The sequence below is a fragment of the Actinomadura livida genome (assembly GCF_014648675.1).
In the GTDB taxonomy this organism is placed as follows: domain Bacteria; phylum Actinomycetota; class Actinomycetes; order Streptosporangiales; family Streptosporangiaceae; genus Spirillospora; species Spirillospora livida.
The window spans coordinates 289960-305804 of the sequence record NZ_BMRO01000001.1; the positions used below are offsets into that span (position 1 = coordinate 289960).

Genomic DNA, 15845 nt, shown 5'->3' on the forward strand with positions numbered 1-15845 from the left:
AGAGGAGTTGATCACAGATGGTGGCGCCGTGCGCGCCGATCCCCCTCATAACGGGCACGAGCCTCCCTGGTGGAGTCCAGCGCCGCCACCTCCGCGACCGGGACGTCCCACCATGCCGCACTGTCGAGGGTGCCTGCCAAGGGGTCCGTCTCAATGTGGATAACCGTGGTCCGGTCGGCCTTCACCGCCTCGCCGAGCGCGTCGCGCAGCTCGCCGGCGGTTGCCGCGCGGAGCACGCCTGCGCCGAGGCTGGCGGCGTTGGCGGCCAGGTCGACGGGGAGCGGGTCGCCGTCGAGGCCGGTGGCGGTGCGGACGCGGTGGCGGGTGCCGAACCGCTCCGCGCCGACCGACTCCGACAGGTTCCCGATCGAGGCGAACCCGTGGTTCTGGACGAGGACGACGATCAGCTTGACGCCCTCGGCGACGGCCGTGGCCAGCTCCTGCGCCATCATCAGGTACGAGCCGTCGCCGACGAGGACGAACACCTCGCGGTCCGGGGCGGCCATCTTCACGCCGAGGCCGCCGGCGATCTCGTAGCCCATGCAGGAGTAGCCGTACTCGACGTGGTAGCCCTTGGGGTCCGCGGCCCGCCAGAGCTTGTGCAGGTCGCCCGGCATGGACCCGGCCGCGCAGACGACGACGTCCCGGGGGCCGCTGACCTCGTTGACGGCGCCGATCACCTCCGCCTGGGCGGGCGGTTCCCCATTCCGGGACGCGCAGGCCCGGTCGACCTGGGCGTTCCAGCCGGCCGTCAGGCTCCTGGCCCGGTCCCGGTGGGCATCCGGGACGCCGTAACCGTTGATCGCGGCGTGCAGAGCCCTGATGCCTTCCTTGGCGTCCGCGACGACGGTGGTGCCCGCGAGCTTGGCCGCATCGAACCTGGCGACGTTGACGTTGACGAACCGCACGTCCGGGTCGGCGAACAGGCTGTGGGACGCGGTCGTGAAGTCGCTGTAGCGGGTGCCGATGCCGAGAACGACATCGGCGTCGCGGGCGAGCGCGTTGGCCGCGGTCGTGCCCGTCGCGCCTATGGCCCCCACAGAGCAGGGGTGGTCCCAGGGCAGGGCGCCCTTGCCCGCCTGGGTCTCAGCCACGGGGATACCGGTGTGCTCGGCGAACACCCGAAGTTCGTCTGTGGCGCGCGAGTAGATGACGCCGCCACCGGCCACAATGAGGGGACGCTCGGCCGACCGCAGGATCGCGGACGCCTCGTCCAGCGCGGCGGGTTCGGGCAGGGGCCGAGGGATCCGCCACACACGGCGGGTGAACAGCTCCTCAGGCCAGTCATGGGCTTCGGCTTGGACGTCCTGTGGCAGAGCCAGCGTGACCGCACCCGTCTCGGCCGGATCGGTGAGCACGCGCATCGCCGCCATCAGCGCACTGGGGAGCTGCTCCGGACGGTTGATGCGGTCCCAGTACTTCGAGACGGGCTTGAAGCAGTCGTTGACCGAGACGTCGTACGACCGGGCGTCCTCAAGCTCCTGCAACACCGGGTTGGCCGGACGCGTGGCGAATATGTCACCCGGCAGGAGCAGCACGGGCAGCCGGTTGATGGTGGCGAGGGCCGCGCCGGTCACCATGTTGGTCGCCCCAGGACCGATGGACGACGTGCAGGCGAAGGTGGAGAGCCGGTCGCTCATCCGGGCGTAGCCGGAGGCGGTGTGGACCATGGCCTGTTCGTTGCGGGCCATGTAGTAGGGGAAGTCGTCGGCGTGCTCCAGCAGCGCCTGCTCCAGGAGTGCCTGGCCGACACCCGCGACGTTGCCGTGGCCGAAGATGCCGAAGCAGCCCGCGAAGAAGCGCCGCTCTTCCCCGTCCCGCTCGCTGTACTGCGCCGCCAGGAACCGGACGAGGGCCTGCCCCACCGTGAGCCTCATGGCCGTCCCTCCGCCGAGGTCAGCGGAAGCCGCGGGTCGAGCGGCTGCCCCGGCCAGGTGTCGCGGATCCACGCGTGCGCGGGGTCGTCGCAGATGCGCCAGGCACGCTCCGGCGACGGCCCGGCCATCACGTTCAGGTAGTACAGGTCGTGCCCCGGCGGCGCCATGGACGGCCCGTGCCAGCCGTGCGGGATCAGGACCGCGTCACCGCTGCGAACCTCCGCCAGCACGTCGATCGGGCGTCCGGGCGCCCCGTAGACGCGCTGGTAGGCCATGCCCTCGCGGGCGACCTCGAAGTAGTAGATCTCCTCCAGGACGGCCTCGTCCGGGGTCTCCTCGTCGTGCTTGTGCGGCGGGTAGGACGACCAGCAGCCGCCCGGCGTCAGCACCTCGCACGCGATCAGCTTCTCGGCGAACGGGAAGCCCTCCGGGGTACCGAAGTTGTTGACCTGGCGGCTCGCGGCCCCAGCCCCGCGCAGCTCGACCGGGACGTCCCGGGCGGGCCCGTAGCGCGGCGCGAGCCGGGCCTCGCAGCGCGCCCCGGCCAGCGCGAACCTGCCGCGCCCGCGCACCGTGACCCGCGCGTCGCGCGGGACGTAGGCGAAGTCGCTGACGCGGCTGAACACGTCGTCGCGGCCGATCAGCTCGAACCGCTCGCCGTCGCACTCGACCGCGCAGGACCCGGCGAGCGGCAGCACGATCGTCTCGAACTCGCCGGTCGGGAACTCGTGGGAGCCGCCGTCCGGCAGGTCGAGGACGCGCAGCGCCGAGTGCGCCCACCCGGCCGACTCGGGGGTCACGACGAGCCCGTACGGCCCCTCGGCGGCCGTGCCCGCGGGAAGGTGGTACTTCATCGCCGCTCCTCCAGCAGTTCCGCGACCTCGGCCGCGGCGGGCATCGCGGCGGAGCAGGCGATGCGGGACGCGACGATCGCGCCCGCGGCGCCCGCGAACTCGATCGTCCGCCGCAGGTCCCATCCGGCGAGGAGGCCGTGGCAGACGGCGCCGCCGAACGCGTCGCCCGCGCCGAGCCCGTTCACGACGCCGACCTTGACCGGCGGCACCTCCACCACCTCGCCGGCGGTCGCCGCGAGGACGCCGCCCGGCCCCATCTTCACGATGGCGAGGCCGGGCCCGCGGTCCAGGATCGCCTGGGCCGCGGCGCGCGGCTCCCGCTCCCCCACTGCGACCTCGCACTCCTCCAGGTTTCCGATCGCCACGGATGCGCGTTCCAGGGCGAGCCCTGCCCAATGCGGGGCTTCGGTGGGGTCGGCCCACAGCATCGGCCGGTAGTCCAGGTCGATGACGGTCTGCCCGGGGTGTTCGCCAAGCGCGGTCAGGGTCGCCTCACGGCTCGGCTCCTGCGACAGCCCCGTGACGGTGGCCCATACGATGCGCGCTTCTCGGATCGCGTCTAGGTCGAGCTCGTCTGCACGGATCTCCAGATCCGGGGCTTTGGGGTAGCGGTAGAAGTACAGGGGGAAGTCGTCCGGCGGGAAGATCTCGCAGAACGCCAGCGGGGTCGGCAGCCCGGGGACGGCCGTGACGAACCGATCGTCGACCCCGTACTCCTTGAGCGCCTTGTGGACGAACCGTCCGAAGGGGTCGTCCCCGGTGCGGGTGATGACGGCGGCGCTTCGTCCGTACTTGGCAGCGGCCACGGCGACATTGGTCGGGCTCCCACCGAGATACCGGCCGAACGACTCGACGTCCTCTAGGGGCACGCCCACCTGGGCCGGGTAGACGTCCACGCTCACCCGGCCCATCGTGATGAGGTCGAAGGTCACCGGACCACCCCGGCAAGGAAGTCGAGGCTCCTGCGGACGTCGTCGTACGGTCCGCCACCCTGTGCGGGCTCCTCGGTCAGGACGGTGTCCTGTTCCATGACATACCAGCCTTCGTAACCGGCCCCCTCCAGAGTGTGGACGATCTCGGGGATGTCAATGTCGCCGTCCCCGAGTGGCCGGTAGAGACCGTCGCGGACGGCGTCCGTGTAACCGACGTCGCCCTTGAGCACGCGGTCGGCGAGCCCTGCGTCCACATCCTTCAGGTGGACGTGCGTTATGCGCCGCATAGCGAAGCGCGCCAGCCACTCCGGGTCGGTGCCCCCGACGAGCAGGTGGCCCGTGTCCAGGCACAGGGGGACGCTGCTCTCGCCCAGCACCCGTTCCACGTCCGCCCGCGACTCCACCATCGTCCCGACGTGCGGGTGCAGGGTGACGGCACGGTCGCGTGCGGCGGCGCGCAGGGTGATGGCGTCTAGGTTGCTCAGCAGCGTCGACCACGCCTTGGTGTCCAGGGCAGGCCGCTCGTCGTAGCCGTCCAGCCCGGTAGCGGCGGCCAAGATGAGGATGCCGTCGACCCGATCCAGGGTGCGGTCGATTTCGGGCATGGGGTCGTACGCCGGATCGTGCAGGACCACCGGGACGAAGGCTCCGACGAGACCCAGCCCATAGGACGCCAGCAGCTCGTCCCTCGCCGCCTTGTCACCGGGCAGGAAACCGCCCGGCCCGAGTTCCGTCGCCGCGAGGCCGAGGTCGCGCATCTCGGCGAGGACCCGGCCGGGCTCCATCTGGTGGCCCCAGCCGGGGACCTCGCACACGCCCCAGGAGATCGGCGCCGCCGCGACCCTCATCGCCGCACCTCCTCGGTCCCGACGATCCGCCCCTCCCGCAGGGACAGCTCGCACGCCTCGGCGAGGTAGAAGGCCTCCAGGGCCTCCTCGGGCGGGCACGGGTTGGCGCGGCGGCCGGCGACCACGTCCACGAAGGCGCGCAGCTCGGCGTCGTAGGCGTCGGCGAAGCGCTCCATGAAGCCGCCGTAGGCCCGTCTCGGCGCCCCGCCCGGCTCCCCGTCCCGCGCGGCGTCCGGCTCCCCGTCCCGCTCGGGCAGCGCGGTCACGGGCGTCCGGTCGTCCATGCCCGTGACGATGCTGTCCTTGGACCCGAACAGTTCCAGCCTGGAGTCGTACCCGGCGGCGTTGTAGCGGGTGGCCGACACCTGCCCGAGCGTCCCGTCGTCCAGGACGAGCAGCGCGGAACCGGTGTCGACGTCGCCGCACTCGCGGAAGAAGTCGTCGCCCCGGTTGGCGCCCGCGGCCATGACCCGGACGACCTCGCGCCCCGTCACGAACCGGATGAGGTCCAGGTCGTGGATGACGCAGTCGCGGAACAGCCCGCCGGAGGTCGGCACGTACCCGGCGGGCGGCGGCGCGGGGTCGAAGCTGCACGAGCGGACGGTGTGCAGCCAGCCGAGCCGCCCCGACGCCAGGGCCTCGCGCGCCGCGGCGTTCCCGCTGTCGAACCGGCGCTGGAACCCGACCTGCACCGGGACCTCGGCGGTGGCCGCCGCGGCGACTGTTTGGAACGTTCCATCAAGATCCGCGGCGAGCGGCTTCTCGCAGAACACCGGTATCCGCGCGGCGACGGCCCGCTCCACCAGGCCGGCGTGCGCGTCGGTGGCCGCCGCGACGACCAGGCCGTCCAGTCCGGCGGAGAACAGGTCCGCGACCGCGTCCCGCGCCACGACGCGCGACGTCCGGGGCAGCCGGGCCGCGAGGTCGCGGGCCCGGCCGGGATCCGCGTCCGCGACATGGAGATCGTCCACCTCGGGCAGTGCACACAGGGCGGCGGCGTGGCGCGCACCGATGCGCCCCGCGCCGGCCAGTCCGATCTTCATCGATCCCTCCCGGTCGGCGGTCAGGTGAGTCACGAGTGTGATGGAGCGTTCCAGGAGCGTCAACGGCCGGTTGCGCGCGTTCCCGGTATTGGAGATGTCCGAAACCGGGGCGGTTACTCTTGGCCGGCGGCGCGCCGGGACTGTCGTCCGGGGCGGACCAAGCGCTAGGTTGTGGCGCATGCGGGTCCTCGTCACCGGCGCCTCCGGGTTCGTCGGCTCATACACCGTGCGCGCACTCCTCGCCGCCGGGCACCGGCCACGCGCGCTGGTCCGCGACCCCGGCAAGGCGACGAAGGTCCTGCAGACCATCGGAGTCGCGGCCGAGGACGTGGAACTCGTCCCCGGCGACATGCTCGACGCCGACGCCGTGGCCGAGGCGCTCGACGGCTGCGACGCCGCGATCCACGCCGCCGCCGCCATCGGCGTGACCGGCGGCCCCGCAGGCGGCAAGGCGGGCGGCATCGTCGACGTCAACGTCCAGGGCACGCGCAACGTGGTCGGCGGGGCCGTCGCCCGCGGCCTGGACCCGGTGATCCACGTGTCGACCATCGGTGTCTTCGTCCCGCCGTCCGCCCCGGTCATCACCGCGAACGGCGCCCTCGCGAGCCCCCGCACCGACTACGGGAAGTCCAAACTGGCCGCCGAGGAGTACGTGCGCGGCCTCCAGTCGGACGGCGCGCCGGTCACGATCGTCTACCCGGGCGGCGTGTGCGGCCCCGACCAGCCGGTGCTGGACGCGCTGCTGGAGGGCCTCGCCGCCGCGCTCGGCAAGGTGTGGCCGCTTCCGGGCGGCGGCGTTTCGGTCATCGACGTCCGCGACCTGGGCGAGGCGTTGGCACGTTCCGTCGAGGCCCGCCAGGGACCGAGCCGCTGGGTCCTGGGCGGCCACTACCTCACGTGGCCGCAGTACGCGGACCTCTGCGACCGGCTCACCGGCGTGCGGTGCCGGCGCGTCCGCGTCCCGAGCCGCCTCATGCTCGGGCTCGGCTCGGCGCTGGACGCGGCCAAGCGCGTGCGCCACTTCGAGTACCCGCTCACCCGGGACGCGGCCGAGTTCATGGTCACGCTCGTGCCCACCGACGACCGTCCCGCCCTGGACGCGCTGGACCTCACCCTGCGTCCCATCGAGGAGACGGTCGCCGACGCGCTGCGCTGGCTGGCCGAGGACGGCCACCTCAGTCCCCGGCGGGCCGGGCGGCTCGCCCCCAAGGAGCAACCGATGCCGACACTCGTCCAGCGCACGCTCGGCCCCGTCTTCCAGCGGATCTCCGGCGCCCCGTGGTTCTCCAAGGTGGGGCCGAAGGTGGTCCCGCCCGTCGACCGGGCGCTGCACAAGGCCACCGGCGGGCGCCTGCTGCTCGGCCAGCTCCTCGTCCCCAGCCTGGTGCTGACGACGACCGGCGCGGTCAGCGGCCTCCCCCGCCGGACACCGCTCGCGTGCCTCCCGGACGACGACGGCGGCTTCGTCGTCGTCGGCTCCAATTTCGGTCGCGAGAAGCACCCCGCCTGGACCGGCAACCTCCTCAAGAACCCGGAGGCGGAGGTCAGTTTCCAGGGCCGCACCGTCCCCGTCACCGCCCACCTCCTGGACGACGCCGAACGCAAGGAGATCTGGCCCCGCCTCACCGCCGTATGGCCCGTCTACGACCGCTACGTGGAACGCACGGACCGCCAGCTGAGGATCTTCCGCCTCACGCCCAAGCCCGGCGGCTGACGGCCCTCCGTCAAGAGCCGCGGACGGTCCTGGACAGGCGGCGGCCCAGGAGAAGGTAGGCGATGACGACGCCGGTGACGTTGAGGATGACGTCGTCGATGTCGAAGGCGCGGCCCACCACCAGCATGCCCTGGACCGTCTCGATGACCAGGGAGAGCACGGTCGCCACGATGGCCAGGCGGATGGGTCCGCGGAGGGTCGTCCAGACGATGGGGAGCAGCACGCCCAGGGGCGCGAGGAGCGCGAGGTTGCCGCCCACTTGGAGGACGGCCTCCTTGATGGGCCGATCCATGTAGAAGCGGAGCGAGCGGCCAGGGTCGGTGTTGCCGCCCGCCTGGCCGTTGTCCTGGACGGGTGTCAGCGTCAGCTTGAACGCGAAGTAGAAGAAGACGCCAAGCGCGCCCAACGCGATCGCCACGGCGACCGCGCGCAGGGCGATGATGTACCAGGGGACCTTCTTGCCCGGCGCCGCGGGCTGCCACATCTCCACCAACACGCGCCGCATCTCCCCGTTCCGCCATCAGCCATGCACGGCCCGGTGATACGGCGGACCGAAAAGCGGATTGGCGCCGAAAAGCCCGCGCCGGGCGAAAACCGGCGCGGGCTTACCGCAGACTCACCGGACTCAGACCGTCACCGGGGTGGTGGCGGGCTCCAGAGCCAGGTCGAGCACCTCGCGGACGTCGCTCACGGCGAAGACCGTCAGCTTGTCCAGCACCTCGGCCGGGACCTCCTCGAGGTCCGGCTCGTTGCGCTTCGGCACGATCGCGGTGGTGATGCCGAGCCGGGACGCGGCCAGCAGCTTCTGCTTCAGGCCGCCGATCGGCAGCACCCGGCCGGTGAGCGACACCTCGCCGGTCATCGCCACGTCCGGGCGGACCGGCCGCCCCGACAGCAGCGACGCCAGCGCCGTCGTCATCGTGATGCCGGCGCTCGGGCCGTCCTTCGGGATCGCGCCGGCGGGCACGTGGACGTGCACGCCGCGGTCCTTCAGGTCGCCGACCGGGAGCTCCAGCTCCGCCCCGCGCGAGCGCAGGTAGCTCAGCGCGATCCGCGCCGACTCCTTCATGACGTCGCCGAGCTGCCCGGTGAGCGTCACGCCGGTGTCGCCGGTCTCCTTGTCGGCCAGCGACGCCTCGATGTAGAGGACGTCGCCGCCCGCGCCGGTGACCGCCAGGCCCGTCGCGACGCCGGGCACGCCCGTCCGCCGCTCGTTGCGGCTCAGCTCGACCTCCGGCGTGTACCTTGGCCGCCCCAGGTACTCCTTCAGGTCGTCCGCGCCGATCGAGACCGGCAGCCGCGCCTTCTCCAGCGCCACGTTCGCGGCGACCTTCCGCAGCACCCGCGCGATCGACCGGTCCAGCGACCGGACGCCCGCCTCACGGGTGTACTCGGACGCCAGCAGCCGCAGCGCGTCGTCGCCGAACGCCACCTCGGACGCCTCCAGCCCGGCCTTGCCGAGCTGGCGCGGCAGCAGGTGGTCCCGCGCGATGGTGACCTTCTCGTGCTCGGTGTAGCCGTCCAGCTCCACCAGCTCCATCCGGTCGAGCAGCGGCGCGGGGATCGCCTCCACCACGTTCGCCGTCGCGAGGAACAGCACGTCGCTCAGGTCGAGCTCCACCTCCAGGTAGTGGTCCCGGAAGGTGTGGTTCTGCTCGGGGTCCAGGACCTCCAGCAGCGCCGCCGTCGGGTCGCCCCGGTAGTCGGCGCCGACCTTGTCGATCTCGTCCAGGAGGACGACCGGGTTCATCGAACCGGCCTCCCTTATGGCGCGGACGATCCGTCCCGGAAGAGCCCCCACGTAGGTACGTCGGTGACCGCGGATCTCGGCCTCGTCCCTGACTCCACCCAGAGCGACCCTGACGAACTTGCGTCCCATGGACCGTGCGACCGACTCGCCAAGGGACGTCTTACCGACGCCAGGAGGGCCGGTGAGCGCCAGGACAGCACCGCTCCTGCGTCCGCCCACGACGCCGAGGCCCCGGTCCTCACGCCGCTTGCGCACGGCCAGGTACTCGATGATGCGCTCCTTGACGTCGTCGAGACCCGCGTGGTCGGCGTCCAGGATCTCCCGGGCGCCCGCGATGTCGTAGGCGTCCTCGGTCCGGTCGTTCCACGGGATGTCCAGCACCGTGTCGAGCCAGGTGCGGATCCAGCCGCCCTCCGGCGAGGCGTCGGACGACCGCTCCAGCTTGTCGACCTCCTTCAGCGCGGCCTCGCGCACCTTCTCGGGCAGGTCCGCCGCCTCGATCCGGGCCCGGTAGTCGTCCTCCTCGTCGGCGGGGTCGCCGTTCAGCTCGGCCAGCTCCTTGCGGATGGCCTCCTGCTGCTGCCGCAGCAGGAACTCCCGCTGCGTCTTCTCCATGCCCTCCTGGACGTCCTTGCGGATCGTCTCCGCCACGTCCAGCTCGGCCAGATGGTCGCGCGCCCACCCGATCACCAGGTTGAGCCGCTCCACCACGTCCGGCGTCTCCAGGACCTCGATCTTCTGCTCGACGGTCAGGTACGGCGCGTACCCGGCGTTGTCGGCCAGCGTGGACGGGTCGTCGATCTGCTGCACCACGTCCACGACCTGCCAGGCGCCCCGCTTCTGCAGGATCGCGCCGACCAGGCTCTTGTACTCCTTCGCCAGTTCCTGCGCGCGCCCGGACGGCGGCGGCGTCTCGATCACGGTGCCCTCGACCCACAGCGCCGCGCCCGGCCCGGTCGTCCCGGTCCCGATCCGCACCCGCTGCACGCCCCGGACGACCGCCCCCGGCACACCGCCGGGCAGCCGCCCCTCCTGCTCGATCACGCCGAGCGTCCCGATGCCGGCGTACTGCCCGTTCAGCCTGGGGACCAGCAGCACCCGCGGCTTGCTCACCGACCGGATGCCCGGCCCCTGGGACCGGCCGGCGGCCCGTGCGGCCTCGATGGCCGCCCGCACCTCACCGCTGTCGGACAGGTCCAGCGGCACCACCATGCCCGGCAGAACGGCCCCGTCGTCCAGAGGCAGCACCGGCAGCGTCAGGGTCTCGCTCATGCTCAGCTCCAAGTCGTATGTCGGCACCCAACACAAGTTGAGTCATAGACACTCAAGATTCCGGAGCACCATTTTGTTTCCCACACAACGTTCGCCCACAGCGATCACCTTGCGTCGGCTGCCGCGCCGCCGCTTCAGGCTCGTCCCAGTGAATGCGGGAGCTACTGCGGTACTTCCCGCTGGCCATCGTCCGGCCGGGGGTCCTCGTCCGAGTCGGTCGGGGGATTGCCTGTGTCCTGCCGGTCGGTCTCGGCGTATGCCCGCTCGTGCATCAACGCCGGGTCGGCATATGCCTGCCAGCCGTAGCGAGCGAACCAGGTAGCCCGCGCTTGCTCCTGATGCCACTGCTCCAGTTGCTCCAGCAACTGGCCTGCGGCCTCCACCACGTCCGGGTGGCCGGTGCCGGCCGCGCGTCCGAACCAGTACCGCGCCTGCTCCGCCCGCCCCTCCTCCCGCTCCAGGTTGCCGAGGTTGATCATCGCTTTGGGTCCCCAGTCCTCGTGACCAGTGGCGATCACCCGCTTGTACCAACGACGAGTCTGCTCTGTCCGCCCCCGATCGATCTCCACTCCCGCGAGGCCGAACATCGCCTCCGGCATGAAATCGTGATCGCGGAGGGCGATCGCGCGTTCGAACCAGTGCCGCGCCTGCTCCACCCGTCCCTGCGTCCGCTCGAAGGCACCCAGGTTGATCATCGCCATCGGCGCGTACTCTTCATGACCGGTGCCGACTGCGCGTTCGAACCAGTGCCGCGCCTGCTCCACCGGCCCGTGCTTCCGCTCCAGGTTGCCAAGGTCATTCATCGCCTTGGGCGCCCAGTCCTCGTGGCCAGTGGCGATCGCGCGTTCGAACCAGTGCCGCGCCTGCTCCACCCGGCCCTGCTCCCTCTCCAACCCCCCGAGGTCGCCCATCGCCCTGGGCGCGAGGTCATCGTGGCCAGTGGCAGCCGCCTGTTCCCACCAGTGCCGCGCCTGCTCCGGGCACCCCTGCTCGTCCTCCAAGTACCCGAGATTGATCATCGCCACCGGCGCGCGGTCCCTATGACCAGTGCCGGCCGCGCGTTCGAGCCAGTACCGCGCCTGCTCCAGGCGACCACGATCCATGTCTGCTTGAGCGAGTTGGAGCATCGCCCAGGGCCCGACGTCTTCGTGGCCGGTGACGGCCGCTTGTTCCCACCAATGGCGCGCCCGCTCCTCCCGCCCCTGCTCCCATTCCAGGCCCGCGAGATTGAGCATCGCATTGGGCAGATGTTCCTGATCGTTCGTGGCGATCAGCCGCTCGTACCAGTGCCGCGCCTGTTCCACCCGGCCCTGACCGTGCTCCAAGGCGCCAAGTTTGATCATTGCCCACGGCCATGAATCGCGGTGCTCGGTGGCGAGCACTTGCTCCAACCAGTGCCGCGCCTGCTCCACCCGGCCCTGCTCTTCCTCCAAGTAGCCCAAATGGAGCATCGCCAATGGTGCGTACTCGTGATGGCCGCTTGCGATGACACGGCGAGTCCAATGGCGGGTTTCTTCGAAGTCTCCGTTCTCGGCAAGCCACAAGGAGATCTCGTGCAGGGCCTCAGGGGCGGTGTCAGGGCCGTCCAGAAGGCGTTGAGCGGCGCGGTAAGCCCCCAGGCGCAGGGCGGTGTAGCCGATGTTCCGGCGTTGCTCATCCTCGAAGAAGGCGTCCGCGTAGCGCCACAGCGCGTCGTGCACGTGCCAGTGCGCCGGGTCGGCGTGGTCATCGGCGATGGCCGTCAGCAAGGGGTGCACCACGTAGCAATGGCCGTCGCTCACGGACTGCAGATCGACGAACTGTGGCCGGTCCGGGCCGGAAGTGGTGGCCCACCGGAGCGCTCGCGCGTAGTCGGTGGCCGAGACCGGCGCGTCGACGCCGACGCCCGCCAGTTCGCGCCAGTAGGTCCTGTACAGGTGGTCCAGGACGTCTTCGGTGAGCAGACGAGGCAGCCGGGCCCGGTGCCAGTCGGTGATCGCGTGCAGCAGAGCCAGCCGGTCGGTGGACCCCTCCTCGTCGCGGGTCAGCGCCTCCCGGATCTGGTCCCACGCGATCATCAGCCGTCCCATCAGCACATCCGTGCCCTCATCCAGGATCGGCCGCAGATGGGCGTACATCTCCTGCGCAAGGAGCGCGGCTCGTTCGGCCGCCCTGACCGCCCCGATATCGATCCGGACAGCATGCTCCTCCAGTGCCTTGACCAGTTGCTCGGGCACCCGTAGGCCCTGGAGTTCGGCGCTGTCGACGGTGGCCAGCACCCACAGCCGGTCGGGGAGGCCGCCGGGCGCGGTGAGCGCCAGTTCGGTCAGCCGCCCGGGGGTCAGCCCGTCCAGCCACAGCACCGCCCCCTGGTCCTCGCCGGCCCAGTGGCGGGCCTGGTCGATCATGTCGCCGAGCCGGACTCTCGGGTCGTCGGCGAAACCGATGACCCGGTGGCCGGGCAACTGGGACCGGGCGGCTCGGGCCAGGGTGCGGGTGGCGCCGGCAAGCCTGGGGCCGGCCACGAGGACGATCCGCTTGGCCCCGCCGGTGAGCGCTTCATCCAGGGCGTTGTCGACATCACGGGAGATGTAGAACGCCTCCCCCTCGTCCCCGAAACGATTCGGATGCACCCCCAGATCCCGCGGGGTCACCTCGCTCAATGTCCTGGGCCGCCCATCCGGGCCGGTGAAGGACGGCCAGGGCACCGCCTGAACCGTCGCGTCCCCGCCTGCGCCCCGGGCCATGGACGCCCTATGCGTGACCACCGCTGCCGCTCCGGCGAGAACCAGGTCCCCGGTGAGCCACCACCATGCCCACGTACCGTCGTTCAGGATTTGATTAGTGGCGACCCCGATCGCCACGACCAGCACCGCCGACAGCGCGTCCAGCAGCCACACCCACCGGGCAGGTCGTCCCCGCTTCATCGAGCCCCCCGCCATCATCCGGCCCCCGGCCGCTCCCGCCGAGAACCGCTCCGCCCCCGGCCCTGTCGCAATCCGGGCGACAATGAAACACCGTAAGTCTCGGCCCTGTCCGCGCCGGCTGCGACGTGCAGACGGCCGGTTCTGGTCGCTGCCGAACTCGCCGCGCCCCCGGGCCCGGCAGCACCGGCCGTGACCGCGGCGCGGCCCGCCGGCACGGCGGGGGACCTCCCACCCGACGCGCTGGGCAATGCGGAGGCAAAGGACGGTTCGCGATCTTGATTCTTTGTGCGGGGGGCGGTTTACGCGCGCATGACGCCGGGGTACCTAACGCAACGAGATCGTGACACAGAGTGAACGACTGAATCCCGGGGCGGCAAAGCCCCAGGTCGGAAAAGGGGAGGGGCCGGATGCACCGCACAGAGCGTGAGATCTTCCCGGTCCCCGCCCCGCGAGGCCCGGTCCGTGCGGCCGAGGGCGATCGCGGCACCGTCGACCGCGGCCGGCACCGTCCCCCAACGGGTGCCGCGGCGAGGGGGCCGGGCGGTACACCTCGGGTCCTCGGCCGCAGCGGACCGGCCGGGCACGCCGGCCACTCCAGGACCCCGGTGCCGCCCGCCCCCGCGGCACCGGCGTCCCCCACCGGCCGGGCCGGCGGCATCACCCGAGCCGTGCCGCCGGTCCGGCCCCGGACACCGGGGCGCCGCGCAGGCGCCCTCCCCCAGAGGCCGGGCGGGCACGCCGTCCGGCGTGAGACGGGAGGAGGTGGGAAGCAGCCCCGAGACGAACCGGCATTCGGCCGATGAACACCCCAGGCGGCCGGAACTCCGTCCGACCCCCGTCCCGGCCGCCGGCGCAGTCGCAGCAGGGATGACTGCGGAACCGGGCCCGTGAAGCGCCACGGGCCCGGTTCACAGCCGTTTGCGCCAGACCTGCCCGTGGATCACGTCGCCGAAGCGCTCGACCGGCGGCTCCTCCTCTTTTAGGACGAACCCCGCCCGCTCGTAGATGCGGTGCGCCGGACGCTGCAGCGCCGTCGTCCACAGCATGATCTCCGAATACCCCGTCCCGGCGGCGAAGCGGACGCACTCGCCGACCAGCGCGGCGCCGATGCCCATGCCGCGGGCGTCCGGCTCGACGTGCAGCAGCCGGAGCTGCGCGACGTCGTCGGTGCGGCGGACGCAGAACACCCCGCCCACGCGCTCCCCGCCCGACTCGGCGATCCACGCGTTCTCCCGCCGCGGGTCGTGGTCCCGCACGTAGTCCGCGACGACGGACGCGACGAGGGCCTCGTAGCCGCGGTCCCAGCCGCAGTCCAGGTGGTAGAGGGCGCCGTTGCGCTCCACCATCCAGCCGAGGTCGCCGGGGCGCAGCGGGCGCAGGACGAAGCCGTCCCCGCCGGGCCGGCCGCCGAGCACGTCCTCGATGGAGCGCATCGCGGCGAGCAGCCGGCTCCGGTCGCCCGCGGAGAGGCCGGCCAGCAGGCCGCGGATCTCGGCGACGGACCGCTCGTCGAGCATCGCGAACACCTCGCGGCCGCGCGGGGTGAGCCGGGCGATCTGCCGGCGGGCGTCGCCCGGCGCGCGCTCCCGCTCGACCAGCCCGTCGGTCTCGAACCGGGCCAGCAGCCGGCTGAGGTAGCCGGGGTCGAGGTCCAGGGCGCGGCGCAGCGCGAGGACCTCGGTCTCGCTCCGCTGCGCCAGCTCGAAGATCACCCGTGCTTCGGTGAGGGAGTACGGCGTCCGGACGAGCCCCTCCCCGAGCACGCCGATCACCCCGGTGTAGAACCGGTTGAACGACCGGACCGTGCCCACGTCCCCCTCGGCCACCGCCATGGCCGCCTCCTAATGTTTGACTCAGTCAAACATTAATCGACGAGACAGCCCGCATCCAGTGCCCGGAAAGGCCGGATCAGGCGCGCGCCCCGGCCTCCGCGCCGCCCAGCGCCCGCGCCTCCTGCACGATCCGGCGCTCCACGAAGAAGGTCATCAGCGGCACGACGCCGCCGAGCACGATCAGCACGATCCGGCTCAGCGGCCAGCCGGTGCGCCGCCACAGGTCGTAGGCGACCACCAGGTAGACCATGTAGAAGAAGCCGTGGATGGGCGAGACGACGGCCACCATCCCCGGCATGTCGGTCGGCCCGTACTTCAGCACCATGCCGATCGTGAGCAGCACGAGCAGCGTGCCGACCACCATGGCCAGGATCCGGTACCTGGTCACCGCGCCTTCCACAGATCACACCTTTCGTCGGCGGCCCGCCCGGGACGGTCCCGGCGCGGCCGGGTCAGCGGCGCCCGCCGCCCTGCGAGTTGAGCCGCGCGAGGTAGCGGTTGTAGGCGGCGAGTGCGGGGTCCTCGTCCTCCTGCCGCCGGATGATCTCCTGCTTGACCTCGGCCTCCGCGGGCTCCTCGATCACCTTGGGGGCCGGGGCGGTGCCGCTGCGCTCGTCGCGGATCATCTTGACCCACATCACGACCACGAACAGCGCGAAGATCGGCCACTCGAAGGTGTAGGCCCAGCTGCGGTCGTTGCCGCTCTGGGCGCGGTCGAACTGCCACCAGCCGAAGGCGAGGAACGCGCCGCACAGCACGATCGCCAGAGTGTGCAGCGCGAGCCAGCCCGGGGTGAAGAACCGTCGCACGTCACGAA

At 71.8% G+C, this 15845-nt stretch carries 12 protein-coding genes; 1 reads left to right on the forward strand and 11 read right to left on the reverse strand.

The genetic code is table 11. The annotated features are described in order from the left end of the window. Nucleotides 1-11: 11 nt before the first annotated feature. From iolD to IEZ03_RS01190, 5 genes are read right to left on the reverse strand one after another with little or no spacing between them, the layout of a single operon-like run. A complete protein-coding gene (iolD, locus tag IEZ03_RS01170) occupies nucleotides 12-1877 on the reverse strand; it encodes a 3D-(3,5/4)-trihydroxycyclohexane-1,2-dione acylhydrolase (decyclizing) (RefSeq protein ID WP_184882917.1) in 1866 nt (621 codons plus the stop codon). Continuing rightward, nucleotides 1874-2731: a 5-deoxy-glucuronate isomerase gene (gene iolB / locus IEZ03_RS01175; RefSeq protein WP_184882915.1), complete on the reverse strand. Its 858-nt coding sequence runs from the start codon at nucleotides 2729-2731 to the stop codon at nucleotides 1874-1876. The genes iolD and iolB overlap by 4 nt, the downstream gene beginning before the upstream one ends. Beyond that, a complete protein-coding gene (iolC, locus tag IEZ03_RS01180) occupies nucleotides 2728-3642 on the reverse strand; it encodes a 5-dehydro-2-deoxygluconokinase (RefSeq protein WP_184890507.1) in 915 nt (304 codons plus the stop codon). The genes iolB and iolC overlap by 4 nt, the downstream gene beginning before the upstream one ends. A gap of 17 nt (nucleotides 3643-3659) precedes the next feature. Next, nucleotides 3660-4511 carry a TIM barrel protein gene (locus IEZ03_RS01185; protein ID WP_184882913.1) on the reverse strand — a complete coding sequence of 284 codons (852 nt, stop codon included), beginning with the start codon at nucleotides 4509-4511 and terminating at the stop codon, nucleotides 3660-3662. Continuing rightward, entirely contained in the window at nucleotides 4508-5554 is a 1047-nt protein-coding gene (locus IEZ03_RS01190) for a Gfo/Idh/MocA family protein (RefSeq protein WP_184882911.1), read from the reverse strand. The genes IEZ03_RS01185 and IEZ03_RS01190 overlap by 4 nt, the downstream gene beginning before the upstream one ends. A gap of 178 nt (nucleotides 5555-5732) precedes the next feature. Here IEZ03_RS01190 and IEZ03_RS01195 point away from each other — a divergent pair, with 178 nt between their 5' ends. After that, nucleotides 5733-7268, forward strand: coding sequence for a nitroreductase/quinone reductase family protein (locus IEZ03_RS01195; protein ID WP_229807908.1), 1536 nt, complete (start codon nucleotides 5733-5735; stop codon nucleotides 7266-7268). 10 nt (nucleotides 7269-7278) lie between these two features. Here IEZ03_RS01195 and IEZ03_RS01205 read toward each other — a convergent pair whose 3' ends face one another. The 6 genes from IEZ03_RS01205 to IEZ03_RS01230 form a co-directional block, all read right to left on the reverse strand. After that, a complete protein-coding gene (locus IEZ03_RS01205; protein WP_229807909.1) occupies nucleotides 7279-7764 on the reverse strand; it encodes a VanZ family protein in 486 nt (161 codons plus the stop codon). A gap of 129 nt (nucleotides 7765-7893) precedes the next feature. Beyond that, on the reverse strand, nucleotides 7894-10290 hold the full coding sequence (gene lon / locus IEZ03_RS01210) for an endopeptidase La (protein ID WP_184882907.1): 2397 nt from the start codon (nucleotides 10288-10290) through the stop codon (nucleotides 7894-7896). Nucleotides 10291-10451: 161 nt separating this feature from the next. Next, nucleotides 10452-13169 carry a tetratricopeptide repeat protein gene (locus tag IEZ03_RS01215; RefSeq protein WP_184882905.1) on the reverse strand — a complete coding sequence of 906 codons (2718 nt, stop codon included), beginning with the start codon at nucleotides 13167-13169 and terminating at the stop codon, nucleotides 10452-10454. A 935-nt stretch (nucleotides 13170-14104) separates the two neighbouring features. Next, complete coding sequence (locus IEZ03_RS01220; RefSeq protein WP_184882903.1) at nucleotides 14105-15028, reverse strand: bifunctional helix-turn-helix transcriptional regulator/GNAT family N-acetyltransferase; 924 nt, start codon at nucleotides 15026-15028, stop codon at nucleotides 14105-14107. A gap of 76 nt (nucleotides 15029-15104) precedes the next feature. Next, entirely contained in the window at nucleotides 15105-15428 is a 324-nt protein-coding gene (locus IEZ03_RS01225; RefSeq protein WP_184882901.1) for a DUF3817 domain-containing protein, read from the reverse strand. 52 nt (nucleotides 15429-15480) lie between these two features. Next, nucleotides 15481-15837, reverse strand: coding sequence for a hypothetical protein (locus IEZ03_RS01230; RefSeq protein WP_184882899.1), 357 nt, complete (start codon nucleotides 15835-15837; stop codon nucleotides 15481-15483). Between the last annotated feature and the right edge of the window lie 8 nt (nucleotides 15838-15845).

Excerpts from the sequence above, each read along its gene's own strand:
- iolD (WP_184882917.1), bottom strand. The coding sequence starts at position 1,877 with ATGAGGCTCACGGTGGGGCAGGCCCTCGTCCGGTTCCTGGCGGCGCAG.
- iolB (WP_184882915.1), bottom strand. The coding sequence starts at position 2,731 with ATGAAGTACCACCTTCCCGCGGGCACGGCCGCCGAGGGGCCGTACGGG.
- iolC (WP_184890507.1), bottom strand. The coding sequence starts at position 3,642 with ATGGGCCGGGTGAGCGTGGACGTCTACCCGGCCCAGGTGGGCGTGCCC.
- IEZ03_RS01185 (WP_184882913.1), bottom strand. The coding sequence starts at position 4,511 with ATGAGGGTCGCGGCGGCGCCGATCTCCTGGGGCGTGTGCGAGGTCCCC.
- IEZ03_RS01190 (WP_184882911.1), bottom strand. The coding sequence starts at position 5,554 with ATGAAGATCGGACTGGCCGGCGCGGGGCGCATCGGTGCGCGCCACGCC.
- IEZ03_RS01195 (WP_229807908.1), top strand. The coding sequence starts at position 5,733 with ATGCGGGTCCTCGTCACCGGCGCCTCCGGGTTCGTCGGCTCATACACC.
- lon (WP_184882907.1), bottom strand. The coding sequence starts at position 10,290 with ATGAGCGAGACCCTGACGCTGCCGGTGCTGCCTCTGGACGACGGGGCC.
- IEZ03_RS01220 (WP_184882903.1), bottom strand. The coding sequence starts at position 15,028 with ATGGCGGTGGCCGAGGGGGACGTGGGCACGGTCCGGTCGTTCAACCGG.